21 protein-coding genes are annotated in these 22,321 nt (G+C 60.4%); 19 read left to right on the forward strand and 2 right to left on the reverse strand.

Annotated elements, in window-relative coordinates; translation table 11 throughout:
- Positions 1-58 precede the first annotated feature (58 nt).
- From BMOU_RS08440 to rpsI, 7 genes are all read left to right on the forward strand, one after another.
- The gene (locus BMOU_RS08440; protein ID WP_081738531.1) at positions 59-1,426 is read left to right on the forward strand and encodes a CapA family protein; all 1,368 of its coding nucleotides are present in this window, start codon (positions 59-61) and stop codon (positions 1,424-1,426) included.
- A 64-nt stretch (positions 1,427-1,490) separates the two neighbouring features.
- Positions 1,491-2,480, forward strand: coding sequence for a D-2-hydroxyacid dehydrogenase family protein (locus BMOU_RS08445; protein WP_034876683.1), 990 nt, complete (start codon positions 1,491-1,493; stop codon positions 2,478-2,480).
- 34 nt (positions 2,481-2,514) lie between these two features.
- Positions 2,515-3,153 (forward strand): IMPACT family protein, encoded by a 639-nt coding sequence (locus tag BMOU_RS08450; protein ID WP_034876685.1) that lies wholly within the window; start codon positions 2,515-2,517, stop codon positions 3,151-3,153.
- Positions 3,154-3,187: 34 nt separating this feature from the next.
- On the forward strand, positions 3,188-3,856 hold the full coding sequence (locus BMOU_RS08455; RefSeq protein WP_034876687.1) for an AbrB family transcriptional regulator: 669 nt from the start codon (positions 3,188-3,190) through the stop codon (positions 3,854-3,856).
- A gap of 75 nt (positions 3,857-3,931) precedes the next feature.
- A complete protein-coding gene (gene malQ, locus BMOU_RS08460; protein WP_034876689.1) occupies positions 3,932-6,094 on the forward strand; it encodes a 4-alpha-glucanotransferase in 2,163 nt (720 codons plus the stop codon).
- A gap of 244 nt (positions 6,095-6,338) precedes the next feature.
- Complete coding sequence (gene rplM, locus BMOU_RS08465; protein ID WP_034876691.1) at positions 6,339-6,788, forward strand: 50S ribosomal protein L13; 450 nt, start codon at positions 6,339-6,341, stop codon at positions 6,786-6,788.
- Positions 6,789-6,808: 20 nt separating this feature from the next.
- Positions 6,809-7,300 carry a 30S ribosomal protein S9 gene (gene rpsI, locus BMOU_RS08470; protein ID WP_003837387.1) on the forward strand — a complete coding sequence of 164 codons (492 nt, stop codon included), beginning with the start codon at positions 6,809-6,811 and terminating at the stop codon, positions 7,298-7,300.
- Between the two features lie 69 nt (positions 7,301-7,369).
- Here the strand turns inward: rpsI and glgX are convergent, their stop codons facing one another.
- Positions 7,370-9,820 (reverse strand): glycogen debranching protein GlgX, encoded by a 2,451-nt coding sequence (gene glgX / locus BMOU_RS08475; RefSeq protein WP_034876693.1) that lies wholly within the window; start codon positions 9,818-9,820, stop codon positions 7,370-7,372.
- A gap of 294 nt (positions 9,821-10,114) precedes the next feature.
- On the opposite strand from glgX, the gene BMOU_RS08480 reads away from it, so the two are divergent.
- The 3 genes from BMOU_RS08480 (at position 10,115) to BMOU_RS08490 (ending at position 13,130) form a co-directional block, all read left to right on the forward strand.
- Complete coding sequence (locus tag BMOU_RS08480; RefSeq protein ID WP_034876695.1) at positions 10,115-11,119, forward strand: zinc-dependent alcohol dehydrogenase family protein; 1,005 nt, start codon at positions 10,115-10,117, stop codon at positions 11,117-11,119.
- A 177-nt stretch (positions 11,120-11,296) separates the two neighbouring features.
- Positions 11,297-12,628, forward strand: coding sequence for an MFS transporter (locus BMOU_RS08485; RefSeq protein WP_034876697.1), 1,332 nt, complete (start codon positions 11,297-11,299; stop codon positions 12,626-12,628).
- Between the two features lie 103 nt (positions 12,629-12,731).
- On the forward strand, positions 12,732-13,130 hold the full coding sequence (locus tag BMOU_RS08490; protein ID WP_034876699.1) for a VOC family protein: 399 nt from the start codon (positions 12,732-12,734) through the stop codon (positions 13,128-13,130).
- Here BMOU_RS08490 and BMOU_RS08495 read toward each other — a convergent pair whose 3' ends face one another.
- On the reverse strand, positions 13,131-14,267 hold the full coding sequence (locus BMOU_RS08495) for an ROK family transcriptional regulator (protein WP_235143774.1): 1,137 nt from the start codon (positions 14,265-14,267) through the stop codon (positions 13,131-13,133).
- Positions 14,268-14,678: 411 nt separating this feature from the next.
- Between BMOU_RS08495 and adhE the strand changes: the two genes are divergently transcribed.
- From adhE to rplV, 9 genes are all read left to right on the forward strand, one after another.
- Complete coding sequence (gene adhE, locus BMOU_RS08500; RefSeq protein ID WP_034876704.1) at positions 14,679-17,411, forward strand: bifunctional acetaldehyde-CoA/alcohol dehydrogenase; 2,733 nt, start codon at positions 14,679-14,681, stop codon at positions 17,409-17,411.
- 263 nt (positions 17,412-17,674) lie between these two features.
- On the forward strand, positions 17,675-18,481 hold the full coding sequence (locus tag BMOU_RS08505) for a YwiC-like family protein (RefSeq protein WP_081738532.1): 807 nt from the start codon (positions 17,675-17,677) through the stop codon (positions 18,479-18,481).
- Between the two features lie 359 nt (positions 18,482-18,840).
- Complete coding sequence (gene rpsJ / locus BMOU_RS08510) at positions 18,841-19,149, forward strand: 30S ribosomal protein S10 (RefSeq protein ID WP_003808013.1); 309 nt, start codon at positions 18,841-18,843, stop codon at positions 19,147-19,149.
- A gap of 17 nt (positions 19,150-19,166) precedes the next feature.
- Entirely contained in the window at positions 19,167-19,808 is a 642-nt protein-coding gene (rplC, locus tag BMOU_RS08515; protein WP_034876712.1) for a 50S ribosomal protein L3, read from the forward strand.
- 6 nt (positions 19,809-19,814) lie between these two features.
- A complete protein-coding gene (gene rplD, locus BMOU_RS08520; RefSeq protein WP_034876714.1) occupies positions 19,815-20,480 on the forward strand; it encodes a 50S ribosomal protein L4 in 666 nt (221 codons plus the stop codon).
- 5 nt (positions 20,481-20,485) lie between these two features.
- Positions 20,486-20,782, forward strand: coding sequence for a 50S ribosomal protein L23 (rplW, locus tag BMOU_RS08525; RefSeq protein ID WP_003808021.1), 297 nt, complete (start codon positions 20,486-20,488; stop codon positions 20,780-20,782).
- A 36-nt stretch (positions 20,783-20,818) separates the two neighbouring features.
- Positions 20,819-21,649, forward strand: coding sequence for a 50S ribosomal protein L2 (gene rplB / locus BMOU_RS08530; protein ID WP_034876716.1), 831 nt, complete (start codon positions 20,819-20,821; stop codon positions 21,647-21,649).
- Between the two features lie 15 nt (positions 21,650-21,664).
- Positions 21,665-21,943 carry a 30S ribosomal protein S19 gene (gene rpsS / locus BMOU_RS08535; RefSeq protein ID WP_003808025.1) on the forward strand — a complete coding sequence of 93 codons (279 nt, stop codon included), beginning with the start codon at positions 21,665-21,667 and terminating at the stop codon, positions 21,941-21,943.
- Positions 21,944-21,959: 16 nt separating this feature from the next.
- Positions 21,960-22,319 (forward strand): 50S ribosomal protein L22, encoded by a 360-nt coding sequence (gene rplV, locus BMOU_RS08540; RefSeq protein WP_034876719.1) that lies wholly within the window; start codon positions 21,960-21,962, stop codon positions 22,317-22,319.
- The last annotated feature ends 2 nt before the right edge of the window (positions 22,320-22,321 follow it).

Consider the following 22,321-nt stretch of genomic DNA (forward strand, 5'->3'; position numbering starts at 1 on the left):
CGCCGCCCTTTTCGATATCCTTGGACTAGAGAGAATATCGAAGAAGAGGGGTACGGCCATGCGTATCAGAAAAGATGCCTTGCATGCATCCAATCCGGAATTGCTGACCACCGGCAGGCGCAGAGTCGCAATAATTGCGGCAATCATCATCATTGCCGTGCTGGCGGTCGGGGGGTGGTTCGTAGTGCGGCAGGTGCGCTCGCAGGAGACGACACATGCGGCGAATCCGGCAACGACGTCCACGCGGCAATCGCAGGCAAGTGCGACGGCGAAACAGACCGAGGCGACGGAACATCACGGCAACTCCCCGGACTGCCCGGATACGGATTGCATCGCCATGCTCGTCAACGGCGACCTGTTGTTCCATGAGGGCCTGTGGAACAATTTCGCGAGTGCCGACACTGCGGCCACCGATGGTACGGCCTTCGACTTCACCAGCCTGTTCGAGCCGATGCGCCAATATATCGATGCCTCCGACATCGCGGTGTGCGAGTTCGAGACCCCGATCGCCCAACGTGGCGGTCCGTATACCGGCTATCCGGTGTTCAACATTCCGCCGGAGGTCGCCGATGCCGCCAAGAACGTCGGCTATCGTGCCTGCACGCATGCGTCGAACCATTCATGGGACCAAGGTGCGGATGGCATCTCGCGCCTGTGGGACACCCTGGAGTCCGACGGCATCGCACAGACCGGCTCCTATAAGACCGAAGAGGATTCCACCAAACCGCTCGTCATCGACTCGCCGACCGGCGGCGGCAAACTCGGCCTCATCTCGGGAACGGTGTCGTTGAATGCGCAGACTCCCGATTTCGACTGGCGTGTCGACCGGTTGCGCGAAGCGAGCGATCCCAATCATCAGGCCGATATCGACAAAGCCGTGGCCAAGGCGAAGGCCGCGCGCGAACAGGGGGCCGACGTGGTGGCCATCGCCATGCATTCGGTGCAGGAGTATCTGGACTACGCCGATTCATGGCAGCAGTCCGAAGCGCATGAACTGGCCGATACCGGTGCATTCGACGTGATCTACGGCGCAGGATGCCATTGCGCGCAGCCCATCGAGAACTACAACGGCACCTGGATCATCTACGGCCTGGGCAATGCGGTGACCGTGACCTCCTACATCCCCGGCAACGAGGTCAACAATCAGGGTGTGACCGCCCGCGTGCAGTTCGCCGGCAAGAAGGGCGTGGCCGGTTCCTGGCGCGTCAGCCGCATCGACTGGATACCGACCGCCAATATGCGGCAGGGGCAGTACCAGTGGTGTTCGCTCGCCAGCGACCATCCCGACGGCACATGCTGGAACGACGCCGAGGACGCGAACCAACGGCAACGCATATGGAACGTCATCTACTCCATGGGCGCCGACCAGAGCGTCGTACGGGAGTGGGACATCACCGCGGAGCAGACGACTTCTTCCGGGAAATAGCATTGTGGCAGAATATGCCACGTAATCATAATGCCATCACAAGCCGTTCGGAAAGGAACCGTATATGGTCGAGATTGTTGAGACCCAGCCGGAGCGTACCGATCTGCCGCTGGTCGTCATGCCGGTGGTTCTCGAGTCCATGGTCGAACCGTTCAAACAGTGTTTCGGACTGTTGGAGAACGTTGCACGGGTGCGCATGTTCGAGGATTTCACGTTGGATGAGGACACCATCGTGTCCCGTTGCACCGGGGCCGATGCCGTTATGGTAATCGGCTTCCACTGCACCGACTCGATTCTCGAACGCACCCATGCCAGGTGCTATGCGTTCGGCGGCACCGGCGTGGCCAGCTACATCAATCTGGAGATGGCCAAGGCGCAGGGCATCCGTGTCTGCAATGTGGTGCATTACGGCGACCATGCCGTCGCCGAGCACACCATGGCATTGCTGATGGAGCTCACCCGGCATGTCGGGCTGCTCGACAGCGAGGTCAAGGCGGGCGATTGGTCCGGCGTGGACGGCTATGAGCTGTTCGGCAAGAAGCTCGGCATCATCGGTCTCGGCGGCATCGGCCAGACCGTGGCCCGTATCGCGAACGCCTACGGCATGAAGGTCTCCGCCTGGAATTCGCATGTGCCCGAACAGGTCTTCACCGACTGCAATGTCACGCCGGTCGACGACATGAACGAACTGATCGCCGGCAGCGACGTCGTATCCATCCACATGCCGCTGCTCGACTCCACGCGCGGCATCGTCACCGCCGAAAACCTCGAGGCGCTACGGCCCGGTACGCTGTTCGTCAACACGGCACGCGCCGAAATCCTCGAGCCGGGCGCACTGCTCAGGCGACTGGAGCGCGGTGACATTCCGGCCGCACTCGACGTATTCGACCATGAGCCGCTCAGCGCCGATGACCCGCTATGCCGGATTCCCGGCATCGTGCTCACCCCGCACACCGCATGGCGTACCGATGGCGCATACGTCGGCATCACCAGGCAGGTCGTGCAGTCCGTCGCCGCATTCTTCAAGGGCGGGGATTTCAACGTCGTCGTCTGATCGCCAGGTCGGCTGAATCGGGTAGGTTGAAGGCATGCAGACCATACTTGATTCCGCCGATCGGCCGGCGCATGACGCGTTCGTCGAAAAGAAGTCGGAATTCATCGGCGACGCCTGTCACATCGATTCGCTGGATGATGCGCTCGCCTTCGTCGCGATGATTCGTGAAAGGCATCCGAAGGCCCGCCACGTCGCCTATGCCGCGGTCTGCGGAGGCTCCGACGGTCGCCTTGCGGAGCGGATGAGTGACGACGGAGAGCCGTCGGGCACCGCAGGCAAGCCGATCCTCGATGTGCTGCGCGCCAATGAAATGACCGACTGCGTGGTTGCCGTCACCCGCTATTTCGGTGGGATTCTGCTTGGCTCGGGCGGACTTGTCCGAGCCTATTCGACCGGTGCGTCCATTGCGGTGAAGGCGGCGAGCAAGGCGAGGATCGTGCCGTGCAGTGAATACCGGATGGTGCTGGATTACCCGCAACTCGGTAGCTTCCAGAATCTGTTGGCATCCGTGGAGGGAGAACAGGCCGACACGCAGTATACGGACCGCATCGAAATGCGTGTGATCGTGCCGCAGGAGCGTGCCGGGGCCTTCGAATCCCGTGTGATCGAAGCCTTCAACGCGGCCGTCACGCCGGAACCGATCGGCGCGTCCAACCGACCGGTCAGACTGTGAGCCGTCGATTACGGTATGGCGTAAGGTGAAGACTATGACTGATGCCGAGAACATCGAAAATGCCGAACATGCAGGGAACGCCGCCGATCAGTCGGCTGTGCAGGAGGTTCCCGCCGATTTCGAACCGTTGACCGCCACATATGAGCGTCTTCGTCATTCCACCGACGCCGACGAGCTGAGCGAATTCGCCCGCCGTCCGCTGCCGGACCGTGCCGAGCAGGCCGCGTTCTCGCGTGCCACTGCACTGCTGGAGGCCGTGGCGGGCAATCCTCATACTCCGTTGGAGGATCGTGTTTTCCTTGCCGAGACCATGCCGTTCCCGAACATTCTGGTCAAACTGTCCACCGACGGATCCGTCGAAGTGCGCAAGGCCGTGGCCGGCAACACCGATGACAAGAACTGGCTGGTGGGCCGCCTCACCAAGGATGAATCTCCGGAGGTGCGGGATATCGCCCTGCGGAACAAGCGCACATCCTGGAAGATGCGCCTGGAAGGGGCGCAGGATCCGAATATGGATACGGAAACCCTTGACTTTCTTGGCGCACTCGGCACCGAATATGAGCCGAAAGCCCCGGCGGTGTTGGCTTCCATGGTGCGCAGGGCCGTGGCGCTCAATCCGAACACATCGGCGGCGATGCTCGCCAAGCTTGCCGAGGATCCCTCCGGAGAGGTGGTCCGGGCCGTACGGTCGCGCCACGAGTGACAAATTTTTGAATACGTTGTCATTTCGTTTGAAAAATACGCGTGGCGCATGCTGAAAGGCTCTAGACTGTTGACTATGACAGAACAGACCGAAAACGCAACGCGTCTCGCCCGTCCGCTCATTCGCCTGGCCAAGCTGGTTGGCGTCGCCACCAGCTACGTGGGCATGAGCCATGACTACCACGAAATCGAAGACGATGTCCTGGTGGCGGTGCTCAAGGCGCTTGGCATCGACGCTTCCAACGACGAGGCGATCGAGCAGTCCATGGAATCCATTCTTCACGAACGCCGCTCGCGACTGGTTGCGCCCACCGTGCTGCATACGGTGGGCGAGCCAAGCACGGTGCTGGTCAACGTCGGCGTGCTCGAGGTGCCGCAGGCCAGTATCACGCTGGAGGACGGCAGCGAGTTTACCGGAACGATCTCCTACGGTGCCGGTGATGGCTCCATCCATGACCTTGACGACACGTTCATCTCCACCTCTTCGGTGATACTGCCGAAGGACCTGCCGGCGGGCTACCATACCCTACATGTGCGGGTGGGGGAGCATGTTCAGGATGCAACCGTTATCAGCGCTCCGGAAAAGATCAAGCTGCTCGACGATATGAAGGAAGGCTCCCTGTGGGGTTGGATGAGCCAGCTGTATTCGATTCGTTCCACTGGTTCCTGGGGCGTGGGCGACTATGAGGATCTCAAGACCCTGCTGGTCGAAGCCAAGAAGAAGACCGGTGCCGACTTCATGCTTATCAATCCGATGCACGCCGCCGAGCCGGTGCCGCCACTGACGCCGTCGCCATACCTGCCGATTTCCCGCCGTTTCGTCAACTTCAGCTACATCCGCCCGGAATCCGTACCGGAGTATGCCATGCTGAGCCCCAAAGACAAGGCGCGGGTCGACGAGCTGCATGCGCAGGTCGAGCCGCTCAACGGCGATGCGCAGGTCATCGACCGCGACTCCATGTGGCGCGCCAAGATGCATGCGTTGTGGATCATATTCACTTCCGGGCGTACCGCCGAACGTCAGGCGCAGTTCGGGCGATACCTGGCCGATTGCGGTGACGAACTCGAATCCTACGCCACATGGTGCCTGTGCTACGACAAGTGGGGTGCGCCCAATGGCAAGCCCGACAATTGGGAACGTACGTTCGACCGTGATTCCGTTGAGATTCGGGAACTCCGACGTCGATTCCCCGACACGCTCGAATTCTACCGCTGGCTCGAATGGGTGGCCACCGAGCAGCTGCATGCGGCGCAGCAGGCCGCGCGCGCAGCCGGCATGAAGATCGGCATCATCGCCGACATGGCCGTGGGCGTGCACCCGTCCGGTTCCGACGTGTGGTGGAACCCGGAACGCTTCGCCAAGGGCGCCACGGTCGGCGCCCCGCCTGACATGTTCAACCAACAGGGTCAGGATTGGAGTCAGCCGCCGCTGAATCCGATCGCCCTCGAGCGGACCGGCTACAAAGTGTACCGGGATATGGTGCATGGCATGTTCGCCAATGCCGGTGCCGTGCGCATCGATCATATTCTCGGCCTGTTCCGTTTGTGGTGGATTCCGGAAGGCAGGAAGGCCACCGATGGCACCTATGTGTATTACGACTCCGACGTCATGCTCGGCGTGCTGGCACTTGAGGCCTCCCGCGCCGGCGGCGTGGTGGTCGGCGAGGATCTCGGTGTGGTGCCGCCGTATGTATCCAAATCGCTGTCCGCGCACGGCATCCTCGGCTGTGCCGTGGAATGGTTCGAACAGTTCGACGGCGAGTTCCGCGCGCCGAGCGATTGGCGCCCGTACGCGTTGGCCTCCGTCAACACGCATGACATGCCGCCGGCGGCAGGCTATCTCGAATATGGCCATGTCAAACTGCGTGAACAGCTGGGCCTGCTGTCCGGACCGGTGGAGGAGTTCCAGGCCTCGGCGACCGCCGAACACGACGCCATGCTGAACATGCTCGTCGAGGAAGGCTATCTCGACAAGGCCGCCCTCGACGATGAGCCCGCCAGCGAGGACAAGATCGTTGACGCGCTGTACCGCGGTCTCAAGGGGTCGCCATGCAAGCTTATGGCCGCCTCCATCGTCGACGCGGTGGGGGAAAGGCGAACGCAGAACCAGCCGGGCACCAACAACGAGTATCCGAACTGGCGTATCCCGCTGGCCGACGGCAAGGGCAACGTCGTACCGCTTGAAGGGCTTTTCGACAATCCGCGCCTGCAGGAGATCGCCGCCATCATGCGTGGTTAGCGCCTTGTCGCCTCCCCCGTCAGGGAAGAAGGCAACGTATGGTGTTGCCGAATGTCAAGGCAGGCGATATACTAGTAGATTGTTGTGTTTCCCTACGGGGTCCTTCAAAGCGCTTTTCCCACTCGCCATCGAGGACTTTCAGGGAGCCCACGGATAATGAGACCCGAAAACGGCACCATTGCGACGCCTAACCAACGTTCGGCGCTGTCGGAGGGTCCGGAACACAATATAGAAAAGGTACATCGTGAAAACTTTCACTCCGAAGCCAGCTGATCTGACTCACGACTGGTACATCATCGACGCCACCGACGTGGTGCTCGGCCGTCTCGCATCCCAGGCAGCCATCCTGCTGCGTGGCAAGAACAAGCCGACCTACGCTCCGCACGCCGATTCCGGTAACCACGTGATCATCATCAATGCCGACAAGATCGCTCTGACCGGCAACAAGATGGGCAAGGAACTGTACATGCACTCCGGTCGTCCGGGTGGTCTGCGTCGCGATAGCTACGCCGAGCTTCTGGAAAAGAATCCTGAGCGCATCATCCGCTCCGCTATCAAGGGCATGCTGCCGAAGAACCGTCTGGCCAAGGTGCAGCTGGGTCGCCTGCGCATCTTCCGTGGCGCCGAGCATCCGCACACCGCACAGCAGCCGCAGGTTTTCGAGATCGCTCAGGTCTCGCAGCAGGCTAAGTGAACCGAAGGGAGATAAGAAACATGGCTGAAAACACCAACAACTCCGCGGTTCTCGAGACCGAAGAGGAGCTTACCTCATACACCACCGAAACCAACGCTGGCGCTGGCACCGGCACTTCCGCCATCGCTCCGGGCTACGGCACCGGTCGTCGTAAGGAAGCCGTCGCCCGTGTCCGTCTGGTTCCGGGAACCGGTAAGTGGACCATCAACGGCCGCACCCTGGAAGAGTACTTCCCGGCCAAGCTGCTGCAGCGTGAGGTCAACTCCCCGATCGTTCTGCTCAAGCTCGAAGGCAAGTTCGACGCTATCGTCCTCGTTGACGGTGGCGGCACCACCGGCCAGGCAGGCGCGATCCGCCTGGGTGTTGCCCGCGCTCTGAACGCCATCGATCGTGATGCGAACCGCGCCACCCTGAAGAAGGCTGGCTTCCTGACCCGCGACGCCCGCGTCGTGGAACGCAAGAAGGCCGGTCTGCACAAGGCTCGTCGCGCTCCGCAGTTCTCGAAGCGCTAAAGCTTTACGGCTTATGCGAAACCCCTCGAAGGATTCGATCCTTCGAGGGGTTTCCTTGTTGTGGGGCGATCAGTCGGTGGGCATCTGCTGCATCACGCTGATGCTCAACGCGGGAACCGTCCACAAGGTCGGATCATCCACGCTTTCGGTGTCATAGAAGTCTTCGGACGCGGCCCTGTCGTCCGCACCGGTGTGCCAGTACATCATATTCAGACGATGCAGATGATCGCTGAAACGTCCCGCCGGTTTGCTTTCCGACTCCTCATCCAGCTCGGCCACACGTTCCACCGACATGCCCTGACCGGGGTATTCACCTGAAATTTCGGCGGAGGACCAGACCATCTCCCATTCCTTGTCGGCCGGCAGATGGAAGCGGGAGACCTCGTCGGAACCGTTGATCAGGATCATCAGGTTCGAGCCGTCAGGGGAGAGCAGTTGCATGGCGAAGGCGCGTACCGCGGGATTCGTCCAATCGGCATCGTGCGGAGCGTGGCCGTTCGGCAGGAACCAGTGCACGCGATCGGAGCGCTTGAGCAGGCCGATTTCGCTCAGCCTGGTGAAGAAATCCTCATGATCGTACAGATCGCGGGATTTGCGCAACGCAATCAGACGCGACACCAGGTCGAACTGCCTGAGTTCCGGCGTCTGCTCAGTGCTGTACAGCCAATCCCAATCCAGCCATGTGGTCGGATTGTCCTGCATGTAGGCATTGTTGTTGCCGTTCTGCGAATTGGCGAATTCGTCTCCTGAAAGCAGCATCGGAGTGCCCAACGACAGCAACAGCATGCCGAGCATGTTCGCCATGGCCCGTTCGCGCTGTTGGATGATGATCGGATCGTCGCTGGGGCCTTCGTAGCCGAAGTTGACCGAATGATTGTCGTTGGTGCCGTCGCGATTGTCTTCGCCGTTGTTCTCATTGTGCTTGTTGCGGTAGCGCGTCAGGTCGGCCAGGGTAAAGCCGTCATGGCAGGTCACGTAATTCACGGAGGCGGTCGAGCCGCGTCCGGGATCGGTGGCGAACAGATCGGCCGAACCGCATAGGCGGGTAGCCATCTCCTGCATGGTCACCACACCTGATTCGCCACCGCGATTGCGTTCCACGTCGGTCAACCAGAATCTGCGTGTGGTATCGCGGAACCGGTCGTTCCATTCGGCGAACGGAATGCCGAACTGGCCGGTACGCCAACCTCCCGGTCCGACGTCCCACGGCTCCATGATCATCTTCAGATTGCCCAGCAGCATGTCGGAGCGCAGCGCATACAGGAACGGATGGTAGCTGGTGAAATCACCGTCGAGGCGGGCCAGCGTGGCCGCCAGGTCGAAACGGAAACCGTCTATGCCGATGCGTTTGGCCCAGTATCGCAGGGAATCCACCGCGAAGGTGACGACATGCGTGTTGGTGAAGTCGAGCGTATTGCCGCAGCCGGTGGTGTCGTACAGGCGGCTGATCTTCTCCTTGTTGCGCCTGTAGTAGGAGAGGTTGTCAAGGCCGCGCCAGCAGATGGTGGGGCCTTCCGGCCCGGATTCGCAGGTGTGGTTGTAGACCACGTCCATGATCACTTCGAAGCCCGCCTCGTGCAGGGCCCGCACCATGTCGATGACTTCCTTGCGTACCGCCGCGGCTCCGGCCTCCTGCGCAGCCTTGGTGGCGTACGAGGGCTCCGGGGTGAAATATCCGAGCGTGGAATAGCCCCAATAATTGGTACGGCCTTGTTCCTGCAGGAACAGTTCCGGCTGCTTGGCCTGGATCGGCAATAGCTCGATGGAGGTCACACCCAGATCCTGCAGATAGGAGAGCGTCGAGGGGTGGGCCAGACCCGCGTAGGTGCCGCGCAATTCCTTCGGCAGCCACGGTGCATTGGCCGTGAATCCTTTGACATGTAGCTCGTAGATGACGGTTTTGCTCCATGACACATGCGGATGCGACGGCTCACCTTCATGCTTGTTCGCGTCGCGATCGTCGATGGCTACGGAAACCGGCATATGGCCGAGTGAGTCGACGGTGCTCATCGGGCCGAACGGCGAACCCTTGACCCTGCCCCTCACGACCTCGCATGCGTAGGCGAAGGCGCCTGGGTCAAGCCTCATCGAGCCGTCGATGCCTTTCGCGTAAGGGTCGAGCAGCAGCTTGTACGGGTTGAAACTCACCCCGTGGTTCGGATCCCACGGGCCATTCACACGGTAGCCGTAATGCATGCCGTCCCACGCCTTGGGCACATGTACATACCACAGGCCGTAATTCGGGCCGTCCATCATGAACAGCGTCTCCCGCAGATTGAGTGAGGGGACGCGCCTGGTGCAGACCTTCTGCGATTGGGCCTGTTCGATGAACGTGATGTCCGGTTCGTTGAACAGACGTACCGCCTCGGCGTAGAAGGCACTGGGCTGATCGAGTGGCTCAAGTACGCAAAACCACATCTGATCCGCGGTCTCGGAACGGACTACCGCGTCCGCGCCACCATCATCGGTGAAATAGAGACCAGGTCGGGTTGCGTAACGATGCAAGGGTGGGTTTCTCATAGACCTATTGTAAGCGACGGAGCGCGTTGACCGTTTGACTTTAGGGGGTGGGTGTCATCCGAAGACCAGCCGTCGGCGTCCGGTCGCGGTGTACGGATTCTTGTTTTTTGTGATGATGAGTGCCTCCGACATTGGGGGATCCTTGATATTCCGCGCGACACGCTATGCAAAACACTTTAAGAAAAGGAATTTGTAAAACTATTTAAAAAAAGCGTATAGTGTGAGCCATCACGCAGAAGGATCTGCGGGAGGATAACGAAAGAACACAAACTTTCAGTGCGGAAAGGAACAATCATGAAGGCTCTGGTGCTTACCGGCGTAAAGGAATTCGAGATTCAGGACCTGGACACTCCTGAGATTCTGCCGAACGAGGTACTGATCAACACCGCGTATGCGGGTGTGTGCGGCACCGATCACGATCTGTATGCGGGCCGCCCGGGCTCGGCCTCCGCGGTTCCGCCGATCGTGCTTGGCCATGAGAACTCCGGTGTCGTTGCCGCGGTCGGTTCCGAGGTCACCAACGTCAAGGTCGGCGATCGGGTGGCGGTCGATCCGAACATCTACTGCGGCCAGTGCGAATACTGCCTGACCCAGCGCCCGGAACTGTGCGATCATCTGAGCGCCGTCGGCGTCACCCGTGACGGCGGTCTGGCCGAACAGTTCACTGCTCCGGCCACCGTGGTCTACAAACTGCCCGACAACGTCTCCCTGCGCGACGCCGCCGCCATCGAGCCTGTTTCCTGCGCCGTGCATGGCCTTGATCTGCTCAGGCTGCGCCCATACCAGAAGGCCCTGGTCATCGGCGACGGCTTCATGGGCCAGATCTTCGCCCAGCTGCTGCAGGCCTATGGTGTGCATCAGGTCGATCTGGCGGGCATCTTCGATGAGAAGCTGGAACGCAACAAGGCCCAGTTCGGCGTCACCGAAACCTACAATACGACCCGCGAACGGATTCCTTCCGACGCCTATGACATCATCGTCGAGGCCGTCGGGCTTCCGTCGACGCAGGCACAGGCCGTCTCCACCGCCAAGAAGGGGGCCCAGGTGCTGATGTTCGGCGTCGGCCCGCAGGAGGCCCATTTCGAGATGAACACCTACGACATCTACAAGAAGCAGCTGACCATCCAGGGGTCCTTCATCAACCCGCTGACCTTCCGTGACGCCATCTCGCTGGTTTCGTCGGGCAAGATGAACATCGGTGGATTGATCAGCCACGAGCTCGGACTCGAAGAGGTGCAGGATTTCCTCGATGGCAGGATCTCCGGCGTTTCCAAGGCCGTTGTCAAGATCGGAGACTGACCTTATAGGGGGTGTGATTTCCGGTGCTTATGGCCGCCGCCCATCCCCTCCTGCGGCGGCCACCCCCGTACAGACCAGGGGCCACGGCGATGAGGCCGTGGTCCCCGCATCCAAACCCTTAATGATGATTCGGACGATTTCCTCAATGCTGAATGGAAATCGAGTAAAGGTGCTCACATGATCAGGATTCTTGAACGACTGGGTGTTCCCCGCTCCTTGATGCTTGGCTTTCTTGCCGTCGCGATCTTTATGACCGGTGATGGCTTCGAACTGACGTTCCTGTCGAAATTCATGGTGGATCAGGGTTTCACCTCATCCCAGGCCTCGCTGTTGGTCACTGTATATGGCCTGTTCGCGGCGCTCGGCGGGTGGTCGGCCGGTGTGTTGGCCGAAATGTTCGGCGCGCGCAGGGTCATGATGTTCGGTGCGTGCTGGTGGATCGGCGTGCACCTGCTGTTCCTCGGCGTTGCCATTCCAAGCCATATCTACCTGTTAATCCTCGGCCTGTATGCCCTGCGAGGCATCGGCTACCCGCTGTTCATCTACAGTTTCGTGGTATTGATGGCGCAATACATCTCTCCGGCCAGGCTGGCTTCGGCCACGGGCTTCTTCTGGACCTGCTTCTCCCTGGGCATCGGTGTGTTCGGCGCCTATCTGCCGAGTTTCATCATGCCGGTTTTCGGCGAGTACAGGACCTTCTGGTTCGCATTGCCCTTCTCCATCGTCGGCACCGTCATGTGCTTCTTCTTCGTGCCGAAGAACAAGGTCGTCAAAGGTGAGGGATTGAGCCGCAAGGAGCAGCTGAAGGAACTGACCGCAGGCGCCACCATCCTGGTCACGAATCGTAAGATCCTCATCTGTGCCATCATCCGCATCATCAACAATCTGCTGCTGTACGGCTTCCCCGTCATCATGCCGCTCTACCTGTGCACCGCGCACAACGGTGGCATCAACATCTTCAAGACCGAGGAATGGATGCGCATCTGGGGATTCGTGTTCGTGGTCACGCTGATCTTCAACACCTTCTGGGGCTGGTTCATGGACCGCTTCGGCTGGGTGTGGCCGATGCGCTGGTTCGGGTGTGCGGTGCTCGCCATCGGTTCCGTGGCGTTCTATTACATTCCGCAATGGTTCGGTGCGAATGCGCTGATGATGATCGTCGCCTCGGTCATCGTGGGCATCGGCACCTGTGCCTTCTCGTCCCTCCCGACCATCATGACGCTGTATGCCGGTGAAGGCAAGCAGGGCGCGGCTCTTTCCGCATATAATCTCGCCGCCGGCCTCACCACGTTCGCGGGCCCCGGCATCGCGACGATACTGCTTCCGACCATCGGCTACGGCGGCGTGTGCTGGACCTATGCCGCACTGTACGTGCTGGCGTTCGTGCTGACGTTATTCATCCGCCCGAAGCAGCCCGGCTTCGACAGCCATGGCCACCGCATCAGGCACACGGCTTCACCAAGGGTCTGCGCGGAAGAGATCGAGAAAGTCGCGAAGGCCGCCGCCTGATTCGTGGATCGGGCCATGCCGCCGGTCATCATCTTCGGCAGGCCGTATCGATTACGGCCATTGCCGTTACCTCACATCAACTGATATACACAAGGAGAACATCATGAACAAGCCCATGAACGCATTCACCACGGATCTGCAGCATTCCGGCATGGTCGCCAGGGATCTGGACGAGACCATCGCCTTCTACACCGAGAAGCTTGGCTTCGAGGTCGCCGGCATCTTCCATAACGGTGGGAATCGTTGCGCCTTCCTGCGGTATGGTCATCTGACCATCGAAACGTGGGAGGGCGAGCCGGCGCCGATGACCACCGGTGCCATCAACCATTGGGCTTTTGATACGCCCGACATCGAGGCGGCGTTCGAGAACGCGAAGAAGCTGGGGCTGAACTTCAAGGACGCCGAGATCCAGCACATCGACAGCTTCTGGGACCATGGCATCCGCTATTTCAATGTGTATGGTCCCAACGGCGAGACCATTGAATTCTGCCAGATCGTCTGATCACGCCTCGCCGCCGCAGATCTCGTCGATGAAGGTCTGCACGAAGCGCAACGCCGCACCGATCTCGTTCTGGTTCTCCAGGCACAGGCTCTTACGTAGCGTGAAATGGTCGGTGTGGAAGGCGCTGCGTTCCTCGACGAGTGTTTTGAGGGCGGCGATGTCGTCGTCGTCGAGATAGTGCGCGGCCTCGCCGCCGATGATGATGTCGCCGGCCAGCATGGATCGGATGTTGCGGATGGCTTGCGCCACGTTGCCGAGCCATCCGTTGAAACGCTGCCGATGCTCCTGTTCGCCCTGCTCGAGCACGCTGAAGAAGCCGGATAGGCTTTCGCCGTCTTCGGTCAGGGCTTCGGGGGAGCAGTAGACGTCCATGCAACCACGCTGCCCGCAGTAGCATTCCCCTCCGTCCGGCCTCAGCGTCATGTGCTCGATGGTGCCGTTGCATAGGTTCGGTCCCTGATAGAGCTGGCCGTCGACGATGACGGCTCCACCCGGGCGAACCTCAAGATACACGCATACGGCGTCGGTGAGCGAATGGTCGAACCAAAGTTCGGCCATGGCGGCGGCGTCGGAATCGTGGATCATGATGCATGGAAACTTCACGTTCTGCGCGATGGTGCCAAGCTGAAGGCCCGTATTGCCCATGATATTGCCGAAGGTGATGGTCTGTCCGTCCGCGGAGACGATGCCCTGGATGCTGAAGGCCACGCCGAGGATGCTGCTGCCGTTCTTTTCGATGCCCGCGGCGAAGGCGTTGATGATGACGCCCATCTGCTGGTAATAGGCGTCGGTGTTGCGGTAGGGCAGGAGCTTGAACCTGCGTGAGATGACGTTGCCGCCGAGATCGACCGCGCACAGGGTCAATCCGTTGGCGCGCATGGTCACGCCGATTGCGGCTTTGGCGCTGCAGGCGAAGGCGAATGTCTGCGCCTTGCGTCCGCCGGTGGATTCGAGTTGCTCGCCTTTGCGGATGAGACCCTCACCTTCCAGCGTGCGCAGGTTCTGCGTGATGGTGGGCAGGCTCAGGTTCAGTTCGCGCTCCAGCATCTGTTTCGTGGCGGGGCCTTTGGAATAGAGATACGCCGTGATGGCGCGTTTGTTGAGTTCCTTGACGGATGCGGGAGGCGTCGTCTTCATCATTGAGCTCCGTTCGTGCTCCGTGGTCTATGGTCCTGGAATTATCCTACTTTATAAAAGTATTTTCAAGAAGTTGTGGCGTTTTGTCCAAAAGGAGAAATTACTTTTTTTAAAAGTTATTGAAAAAAATTGTTGTTCACGTGTGTTTAATGTATTCATAATACGAACAAAATATAACAAAATGGTTGATTTGAGCGTGAGTATGTGTGAATCAGGCTGTGAAATGAACAAAAAAAAGCAAAGATTCAAACATTAAGTGCACGACACGACGCGCACTATACAAGCGTGCACAACTTAGGTAGATTGTGACTCAGGTCACAACAGTGCCCGGTAATGTGTCCATCCGGCACGGGTGGATAGGAATAAATGAACACTGCTTTGCAAACCCCTAAGAATCGAGGAGGACTTCAAGTGGCAGACGCAAAGAAGAAGGAAGAGCCGACCAAACCGACTCCGGAGGAGAAGCTCGCCGCGGCCCAGGCCGAGGTCGATGAGCTGGTGAAGAAGGGTCTGAAGGCTCTCGACGAATTCGAGAAACTCGATCAGAAGCAGGTTGACCGCATCGTGGCCAAGGCTTCCGTCGCCGCCCTGAACAAGCATCTGGTGCTCGCCAAGATGGCCGTCGAGGAGACCGGCCGTGGTCTGGTCGAAGACAAGGCCACCAAGAACATCTTCGCCTGCGAACATGTCACCAACTATCTGGCCGGTCAGCGCACCGTCGGCATCATTCGCGAAGACGACGTGATGGGCATCGACGAGATCGCCGAACCGGTCGGCGTCGTCGCCGGCGTGACCCCGGTCACCAATCCGACCTCCACCGCCATCTTCAAGTCCCTGATCGCGCTCAAGACCCGTTGCCCGATCGTCTTCGGCTTCCACCCGGGTGCGCAGAACAGCTCCGTGGCCGCCGCGAAGATCGTGCGCGACGCCGCCATCGAGGCCGGCGCCCCGGAGAACTGCATCCAGTGGATCGAGCATCCGTCCATCGAAGCCACCGGCGCCCTGATGAAGCATGACGGCGTCGCCACCATCCTCGCCACCGGTGGCCCGGGCATGGTCAAGGCCGCATATTCCTCCGGCAAGCCGGCCCTTGGCGTCGGCGCGGGCAATGCCCCGGCCTATGTCGACAAGAACGTGGACGTGGTGCGCGCCACCAACGACCTGATTCTGTCCAAGCACTTCGACTACGGCATGATCTGCGCCACCGAGCAGGCCATCATCGCCGACAAGGAGATCTACGCCCCGCTCGTCAAGGAGATGAAGCGTCGCAAGGCCTACTTCGTGAACGAGGAGGAGAAGGCCAAGCTCGAACAGTACATGTTCGGCTGCACCTCCTACTCCGGCCAGACCCCGAAGCTCAATTCCATCGTGCCGGGCAAGTCACCGCAATACATCGCCAAGGCCGCCGGCTTCGAGATCCCGGAAGACGTCACCATTCTTGCCGCCGAATGCAAGGAAGTCGGCGAGAACGAACCGCTCACCATGGAGAAGCTCGCTCCGGTGCATGCCGTGCTGAAGTCCGATAACAAGGAGCAGGGCTTCGAGATGTGCGAGGCCATGCTCAAGCATGGTGCCGGCCACACCGCGGTCATCCACACCAACGATCAGGCCTTGGTGCGCGAGTACGGCCAGCGTATGCACGCATGCCGCATCATCTGGAATTCTCCGGGCTCCCTTGGCGGCGTGGGCGACATCTACAACGCCATCGCACCGTCCCTGACTCTGGGCTGCGGCTCCTACGGCGGCAACTCCGTGTCCGGCAACGTCCAGGCAGTCAATCTTCTCAACATCAAGCGCATCGCTCGGAGGAACAACAACATGCAGTGGTTCAAGATTCCGGCCAAGACCTACTTCGAGCCGAACGCCATCAAGTACCTGCGCGACATGTACGGCATCGAAAAGGCCGTCATCGTGTGCGACAAGGTCATGGAGCAGCTTGGCGTGGTCGACAAGATCATCGACCAGCTGCGTGCGCGTGCCAACCGCGTGACCTTCCGCATCATCGACTACGTCGAGCCGGAGCCGAGCGTCGAAACCGTCGAACGCGGCGCCGCCATGATGCGTGAGGAGTTCGAGCCGGACACCATCATCGCCGTTGGCGGTGGTTCTCCGATGGACGCCTCCAAGATCATGTGGCTGCTGTACGAGCACCCGGAGATCTCCTTCTCCGACGTGCGAGAGAAGTTCTTCGATATCCGCAAGCGCGCCTTCAAGATTCCGCCGCTGGGCAAGAAAGCCAAGCTCGTGTGCATCCCGACCTCGTCCGGCACCGGTTCCGAAGTCACGCCGTTCGCCGTGATCACGGACCACAAGACCGGCTACAAGTACCCGATCACCGATTACGCGCTGACTCCGTCCGTCGCCATCGTCGATCCGGTGCTGGCCCGCACCCAGCCGCGCAAGCTGGCCTCCGATGCCGGTTTCGACGCCCTGACCCATTCCTTCGAGGCCTTCGTGTCCGTTTACGCCAACGACTTCACCGATGGCATGGCACTGCATGCGGCCAAGCTGGTCTGGGAGAACCTGGCCGAATCCGTCAACGGCGAGCCGGGCGAAGACAAGATCAAGGCCCAGGAGAAGATGCACAACGCCGCCACCATGGCGGGCATGGCCTTCGGCTCCGCCTTCCTCGGCATGTGCCACGGCATGGCCCACACCATCGGCGCCCTGTGCCACGTGGCCCACGGCCGCACCAACTCCATCCTCCTGCCGTATGTGATCCGCTACAACGGTTCCATCCCGGAGGAGCCGACCAGCTGGCCGAAGTACAACAAGTACATCGCCCCGGAACGCTATCAGGAGATCGCCAAGAACCTCGGCATCAACCCGGGCAAGACCCCGGCTGAGGGCGTAGAGAATCTGGCCAAGGCCGTCGAGGACTACCGCGACAACAAGCTCGGCATGAACAAGAGCTTCCAGGAGTGCGGTGTGGACGAGGACTACTTCTGGTCCGTACTCGATCAGATCGGCATGCGTGCCTACGAAGACCAGTGCGCTCCGGCGAATCCGCGCATCCCGCAGATCGAGGATATGAAGGACATCGCCATCGCCGCCTACTACGGCGTGAGCCAGGAGGAAGGCCACAAGCTACGCGTTCAGCGTCAGGGCGAGGCCGCCACGGAGGAAGCCTCCGAGCGCGTGTGAGACCCGCGTGATGAACGCCCCTCATATATACGGACTCCTGCTGGATGAAGCGTCCATGCACTGTGAAGTGTCCATATATTAAGGAGCAAATCCGCAAGGAGCCCGGTCGGGAGCGATCCCGCTGGGCTCCTTGCCGTTATGGCCGTTCTTCCACGCATATGCCGACCCCACAGGCACATGCTCGCCTTCGGCGAGAGTGATGCGGCGTGGCCTTGAGCGTAATGGGGCTGGATTTCGACCTTGGTTTTTCGTAGCGTGGAGGAATGACCACTATTTCGAATCGACGATCTGCACCATCACGAAGGCGTGGAGGATTGCGCCTATGGCTACCCGGGCAACCGGGCGCACTTATGATGGTGCTTTCCCCGGCCGTCTCCGGAATCGTGGTCGCGTGGGCATTCAGGGGATTCACGTGGACGCCCTGGTGGCTGCTGGTCTGCTGGCTGCTGTGCTACTGCGTGCAGTTTTCCGCCGCGCGTTGGTTCAAATCGCATTGCGCCAGCCGTTGGAGGCTGCAGCCGCTGGTGTATTGCATTGCGCTTTGCGTGGTCGGTCTGCCGTTCGTGGCGCTGCATCCGGGGATACTCGCTTGGGCGCCGCTGTTCGCGCTGCTTGCCGCGATTTCGTTCCGTGCCTCATGGGTGCGTAAGGAACGTTCGCTGTGGTCGAACGCCGCGGCGGTGTCAGCCTCTTGCCTGATGCCGACGCTGACGTTCTGCTACGGCGTCGATACGCCGTCCATCCCGTATCCCAGCCTGCCCGGGCTGACGTTGTTCCTTACGTTTTTCATGGTGCAGTTCGGCTCGGTACTGTTTGTCAAGACGATGATCCGCGAGCGGGGAAGATGGCCGTACATCGCGGCCTCCTGGATCTGGCACGCCGTCATGTTGGCATGGTGGGCCTTTGTCGGTAACGGATATCTGATCGCATTGGCGGTGATGCTGTTCGTGCGGGCCGTCGCGTTGCCGATGATCGCGCGCCGGCATACGGTCAGGCCGCTGGCCGTCGGCATCACCGAATTCGTGACCAGCACGGCCGCCCTGATACTCATCATCCTCTTCCTGCTGTGACGATATTCGGCTGACATGTCCGCAGAGCCGTGTGGCGGGCGGCACGATGGGATCGTCCGTAGGTGACGACGAGGTGCGGCGGTTCCAAGGGAATGTGGCGGCATCCGGGCGACACGCCCGAATTCCTTAAGGCCACCCCTGATGCTTAAATAAAGAAGTTGCCTGATTTTAGGGCTCGCAAATTGGAATTAAAAAAGCGAGCGCGGCACAGATGTTCACATGTGTGAACGACTGCATGGCTGCGCACTGATGTGGCATGACCACAGGGCTGTATGGCTCTGGGGCCTTCTGCGCCGGTGCCCTTTGAGAAGCAGGCTGGTAAACAGTAACTAACGAATCGCTAGAAAGGGCGGAAGGCAATGGCGGGACAGAAAATCCGCATCAGGCTTAAGTCCTATGACCATGAGGTCATCGACCAATCGGCGAAGAAAATCGTCGAAACGGTGACGAACGCGGGCGCGACTGTGGTTGGCCCGGTTCCGCTCCCGACCGAGAAGAACGTGTTCGTCGTTATCCGTTCTCCTCACAAGTACAAGGATTCTCGCGAGCACTTCGAGATGCGCACTCATAAGCGTCTCATCGACATTGTGGACCCGACCCCGAAGGCCGTGGACTCCCTTATGCACATTGATCTGCCCGCAGATGTGAACATCGAGATCAAGCTGTAAGGGAGGAGGGAACCATTATGTCTAATCGCACTGCACTGCTGGGTAAGAAGCTCGGCATGTCTCAGGTCTGGGACGAGAACGGTTTCTTCGTTCCCGTGACCCTCGTTGACGTGTCCACCAACGTGGTGACCGCCGTCAAGTCCGAGGAATCCGATGGCTACAAGGCTGTCCAGCTTGGCTATGGCCAGGTTGACCCGACCAAGGTGACCAAGCCGCTCGCCGGACACTTCGCCAAGGCCGGCGTCACCCCGCGTCGTCACCTCGCTGAGGTCCGCACCGACAACGCCGAAGAGTTCGAGCTGGGTCAGGAGCTGACCGCCGAGCTGTTCCCGGAAGGCACCCTGGTCGACGTGACCGGTACCACCAAGGGCAAGGGCTTTGCCGGCACCATCAAGCGTTGGGGCTTCAAGTCCTACCGCCGTACTCACGGCTCTCACAAGAACGAGCGTCGTCCTGGTTCGGTCGGCGCATGCGCTACCCCGAGCCGTATCCTCAAGGGCAAGCGTATGGCCGGTCGCATGGGTCATGTGACCAACACCGCGCTGAACCTCACCATCGTTTCGTCGGATGTTGAGAACGGCGTTCTCGCCATCAAGGGCGCCATTCCGGGCCCGAAGGGTGGCATCGTTCTCGTCCGTTCGGCAGTGAAGGGAGCCTGATACATCATGGCAAACGTTACTCTGAACGTTACCGATAAGCAGGGCAAGGCCGCCGGCACCGTTGAGGCACCGGCCGAGATCTTCGGCTTCTCCGCCGAAGAGGTCCAGTCCCGCATCCCGCTGATCCACCAGGTTGTCGTGGCTCAGCTCGCCGCCGCCCGTCAGGGCACCCACGCCACCAAGACCCGTGGCATGGTCTCCGGCGGTGGCCGCAAGCCGTGGAAGCAGAAGGGCACCGGTCGTGCTCGTCAGGGCTCCATCCGTGCACCGCAGTGGTACCACGGCGGCACCGTGTTCGGTCCGCAGCCGCGCGACTACTCCCAGCGCACCCCGAAGAAGATGAAGGCCGCTGCTCTCAAGTACGTGCTTTCCGATCGCGCCAACGCAGGTCGTGTGGCGGTTGTGGACTTCGGCGTCGCCGAAGCCCCGTCCACCAAGGCCGCCATTGCCGCTCTTACCCCGGTGACCGAGAACAAGTTCACCACCGTGGTGCTCTCTCGCGAGAATGTGAACGAATGGCTTTCCGTTCGTAACATCCCGACCGTTCACCCGATCTTCGCCGATCAGCTCAATACGTACGATGTGGTCACCGCTCAGTACGTTGTCTTCAGCAAGGAAGGCTTCGACGCCTTCATTGCCGCGAAGACCGAGCCGGCTGCAAAGGAGGCCTGATTTTCATGGTCGCTATTCACAAGCCCGCACACGACATCATCCTCAAGCCTGTCGTCTCCGAGAAGAGCTACGCCCTGTCCGATCGTGGCCAGTACACCTTCGTGGTGGCCCCGAACGCGAACAAGGTGCAGATCAAGCAGGCAATCGAAGAGATCTTCAATGTCAAGGTGACGAACGTCAACACCCTCAACCGCGCCGGCAAGCGTCAGCGCACCCGCAACGGTTTCGGCCAGCGCGTCAATCAGAAGCGCGCCATCGTGACCGTCGCCGAGGGCCAGACCATCGACATCTTCGGTAACTGAAGGCTAGCCGAGAAAAGTTAAAGGAAGAACTAGATTATGGCTATCCGCGTTTATAAGCCGACGACTGCAGGCCGCCGTAACGCGTCCGTCTCGGATTTCTCCGAGATCACGCGTTCCACGCCTGAGAAGTCGCTGGTTCGCAAACTCAGCAAGACTGGCGGCCGCAACTCTTACGGCCGTATGACCTCCCGCCATCGCGGCGGCGGCCATAAGCGCCAGTATCGTCTCATCGACTTCAAGCGTTGGGACAAGGACGGCGTACCGGCAAAGGTCGCTCACATCGAGTACGACCCGAACCGTTCCGCCCGCATCGCGCTGCTGCACTATGCAGATGGTGAGAAGCGCTACATCATCGCTCCGGAAGGTGTCAAGCAGGGCGACATCATCGAAACCGGCGCCCAGGCCGACATCAAGCCGGGCAACAACCTGCCGCTGCGCAACATCCCGACCGGTACCGTGGTGCACGCCATCGAGCTCCGCCCGCTGGGCGGCGCCAAGATCGCCCGCTCCGCAGGTGCCGCCGTGCAGCTCGTCGCCAAGGACGGTGCTTACGCCCAGCTGCGTATGCCGTCCGGCGAAATCCGCAACGTGGACGCTCGTTGCCGCGCCACCGTTGGTGAGGTCGGCAACTCCGACCACGCCAACATCCAGCTCGGCAAGGCCGGTCGTGCACGTTGGCTGGGCAGGCGCCCAATCACCCGTGGTGAGTCCATGAACCCTGTCGATCACCCGCACGGCGGTCGTACCCGCGGTGGTAAGCCGCCGGTCTCCCCGTGGGGTAAGGGCGAGGTTCGTACCCGCCGTCCGAAGAAGGCTTCGAACAAGATGATTGTTCGTCGTCGCCCGAATGGTAAGAACCGTAAGTAAGGGAGTGTCGAGTAGATGACTCGTAGCATCAAGAAGGGCCCCTTCGTCGACGCCCACCTGCAGAAGAAAGTCGACGAGCAGAACGAGAAGGGTACGCACAACGTCATCAAGACGTGGTCCCGTCGTTCGATGATCACCCCTGATTTCATCGGACACACCTTCGCCGTTCACGATGGTCGCAAGCATGTTCCGGTGTTCGTCACCGAATCCATGGTTGGCCACAAGCTCGGTGAGTTCGCCCCGACCAAGACCTTCAAGGGTCATGTGAAGGACGACAAGAAGGCACGCCGCTAAAGGAGAGTAAAGACACATGGAAGCTAAAGCAATCGCTCGTCACGTCCGCGTGACGCCGCGCAAGGCTCGCCGTATGGTCAACCTCATCCGAGGCAAGAAGGCGACCGAAGCCATCACCATTCTGAAGTTCGCTCCGCAGGACGCATCTCTTCCGGTGCGCAAGGTCCTGGAGAGCGCCATCGCGAACGCTCGTGTGAAGGCCGATAAGGCCGGCGAGCCGTTCCGTGAGAACGACCTGGTCGTGAAGGAGACCTATGTGGACGAAGGCGTGACGCTCAAGCGTTTCCGCGCTCGTGCACAGGGCCGTGCCGCTCGTATCAACAAGCGCACCAGCCACATCACGGTCGTCGTCGCTAGCAAGGAAGGAAACCGCTAAAG

The organism is Bifidobacterium moukalabense DSM 27321 (assembly GCF_000522505.1).
GTDB classification, from domain to species: Bacteria; Actinomycetota; Actinomycetes; order Actinomycetales; family Bifidobacteriaceae; genus Bifidobacterium; species Bifidobacterium moukalabense.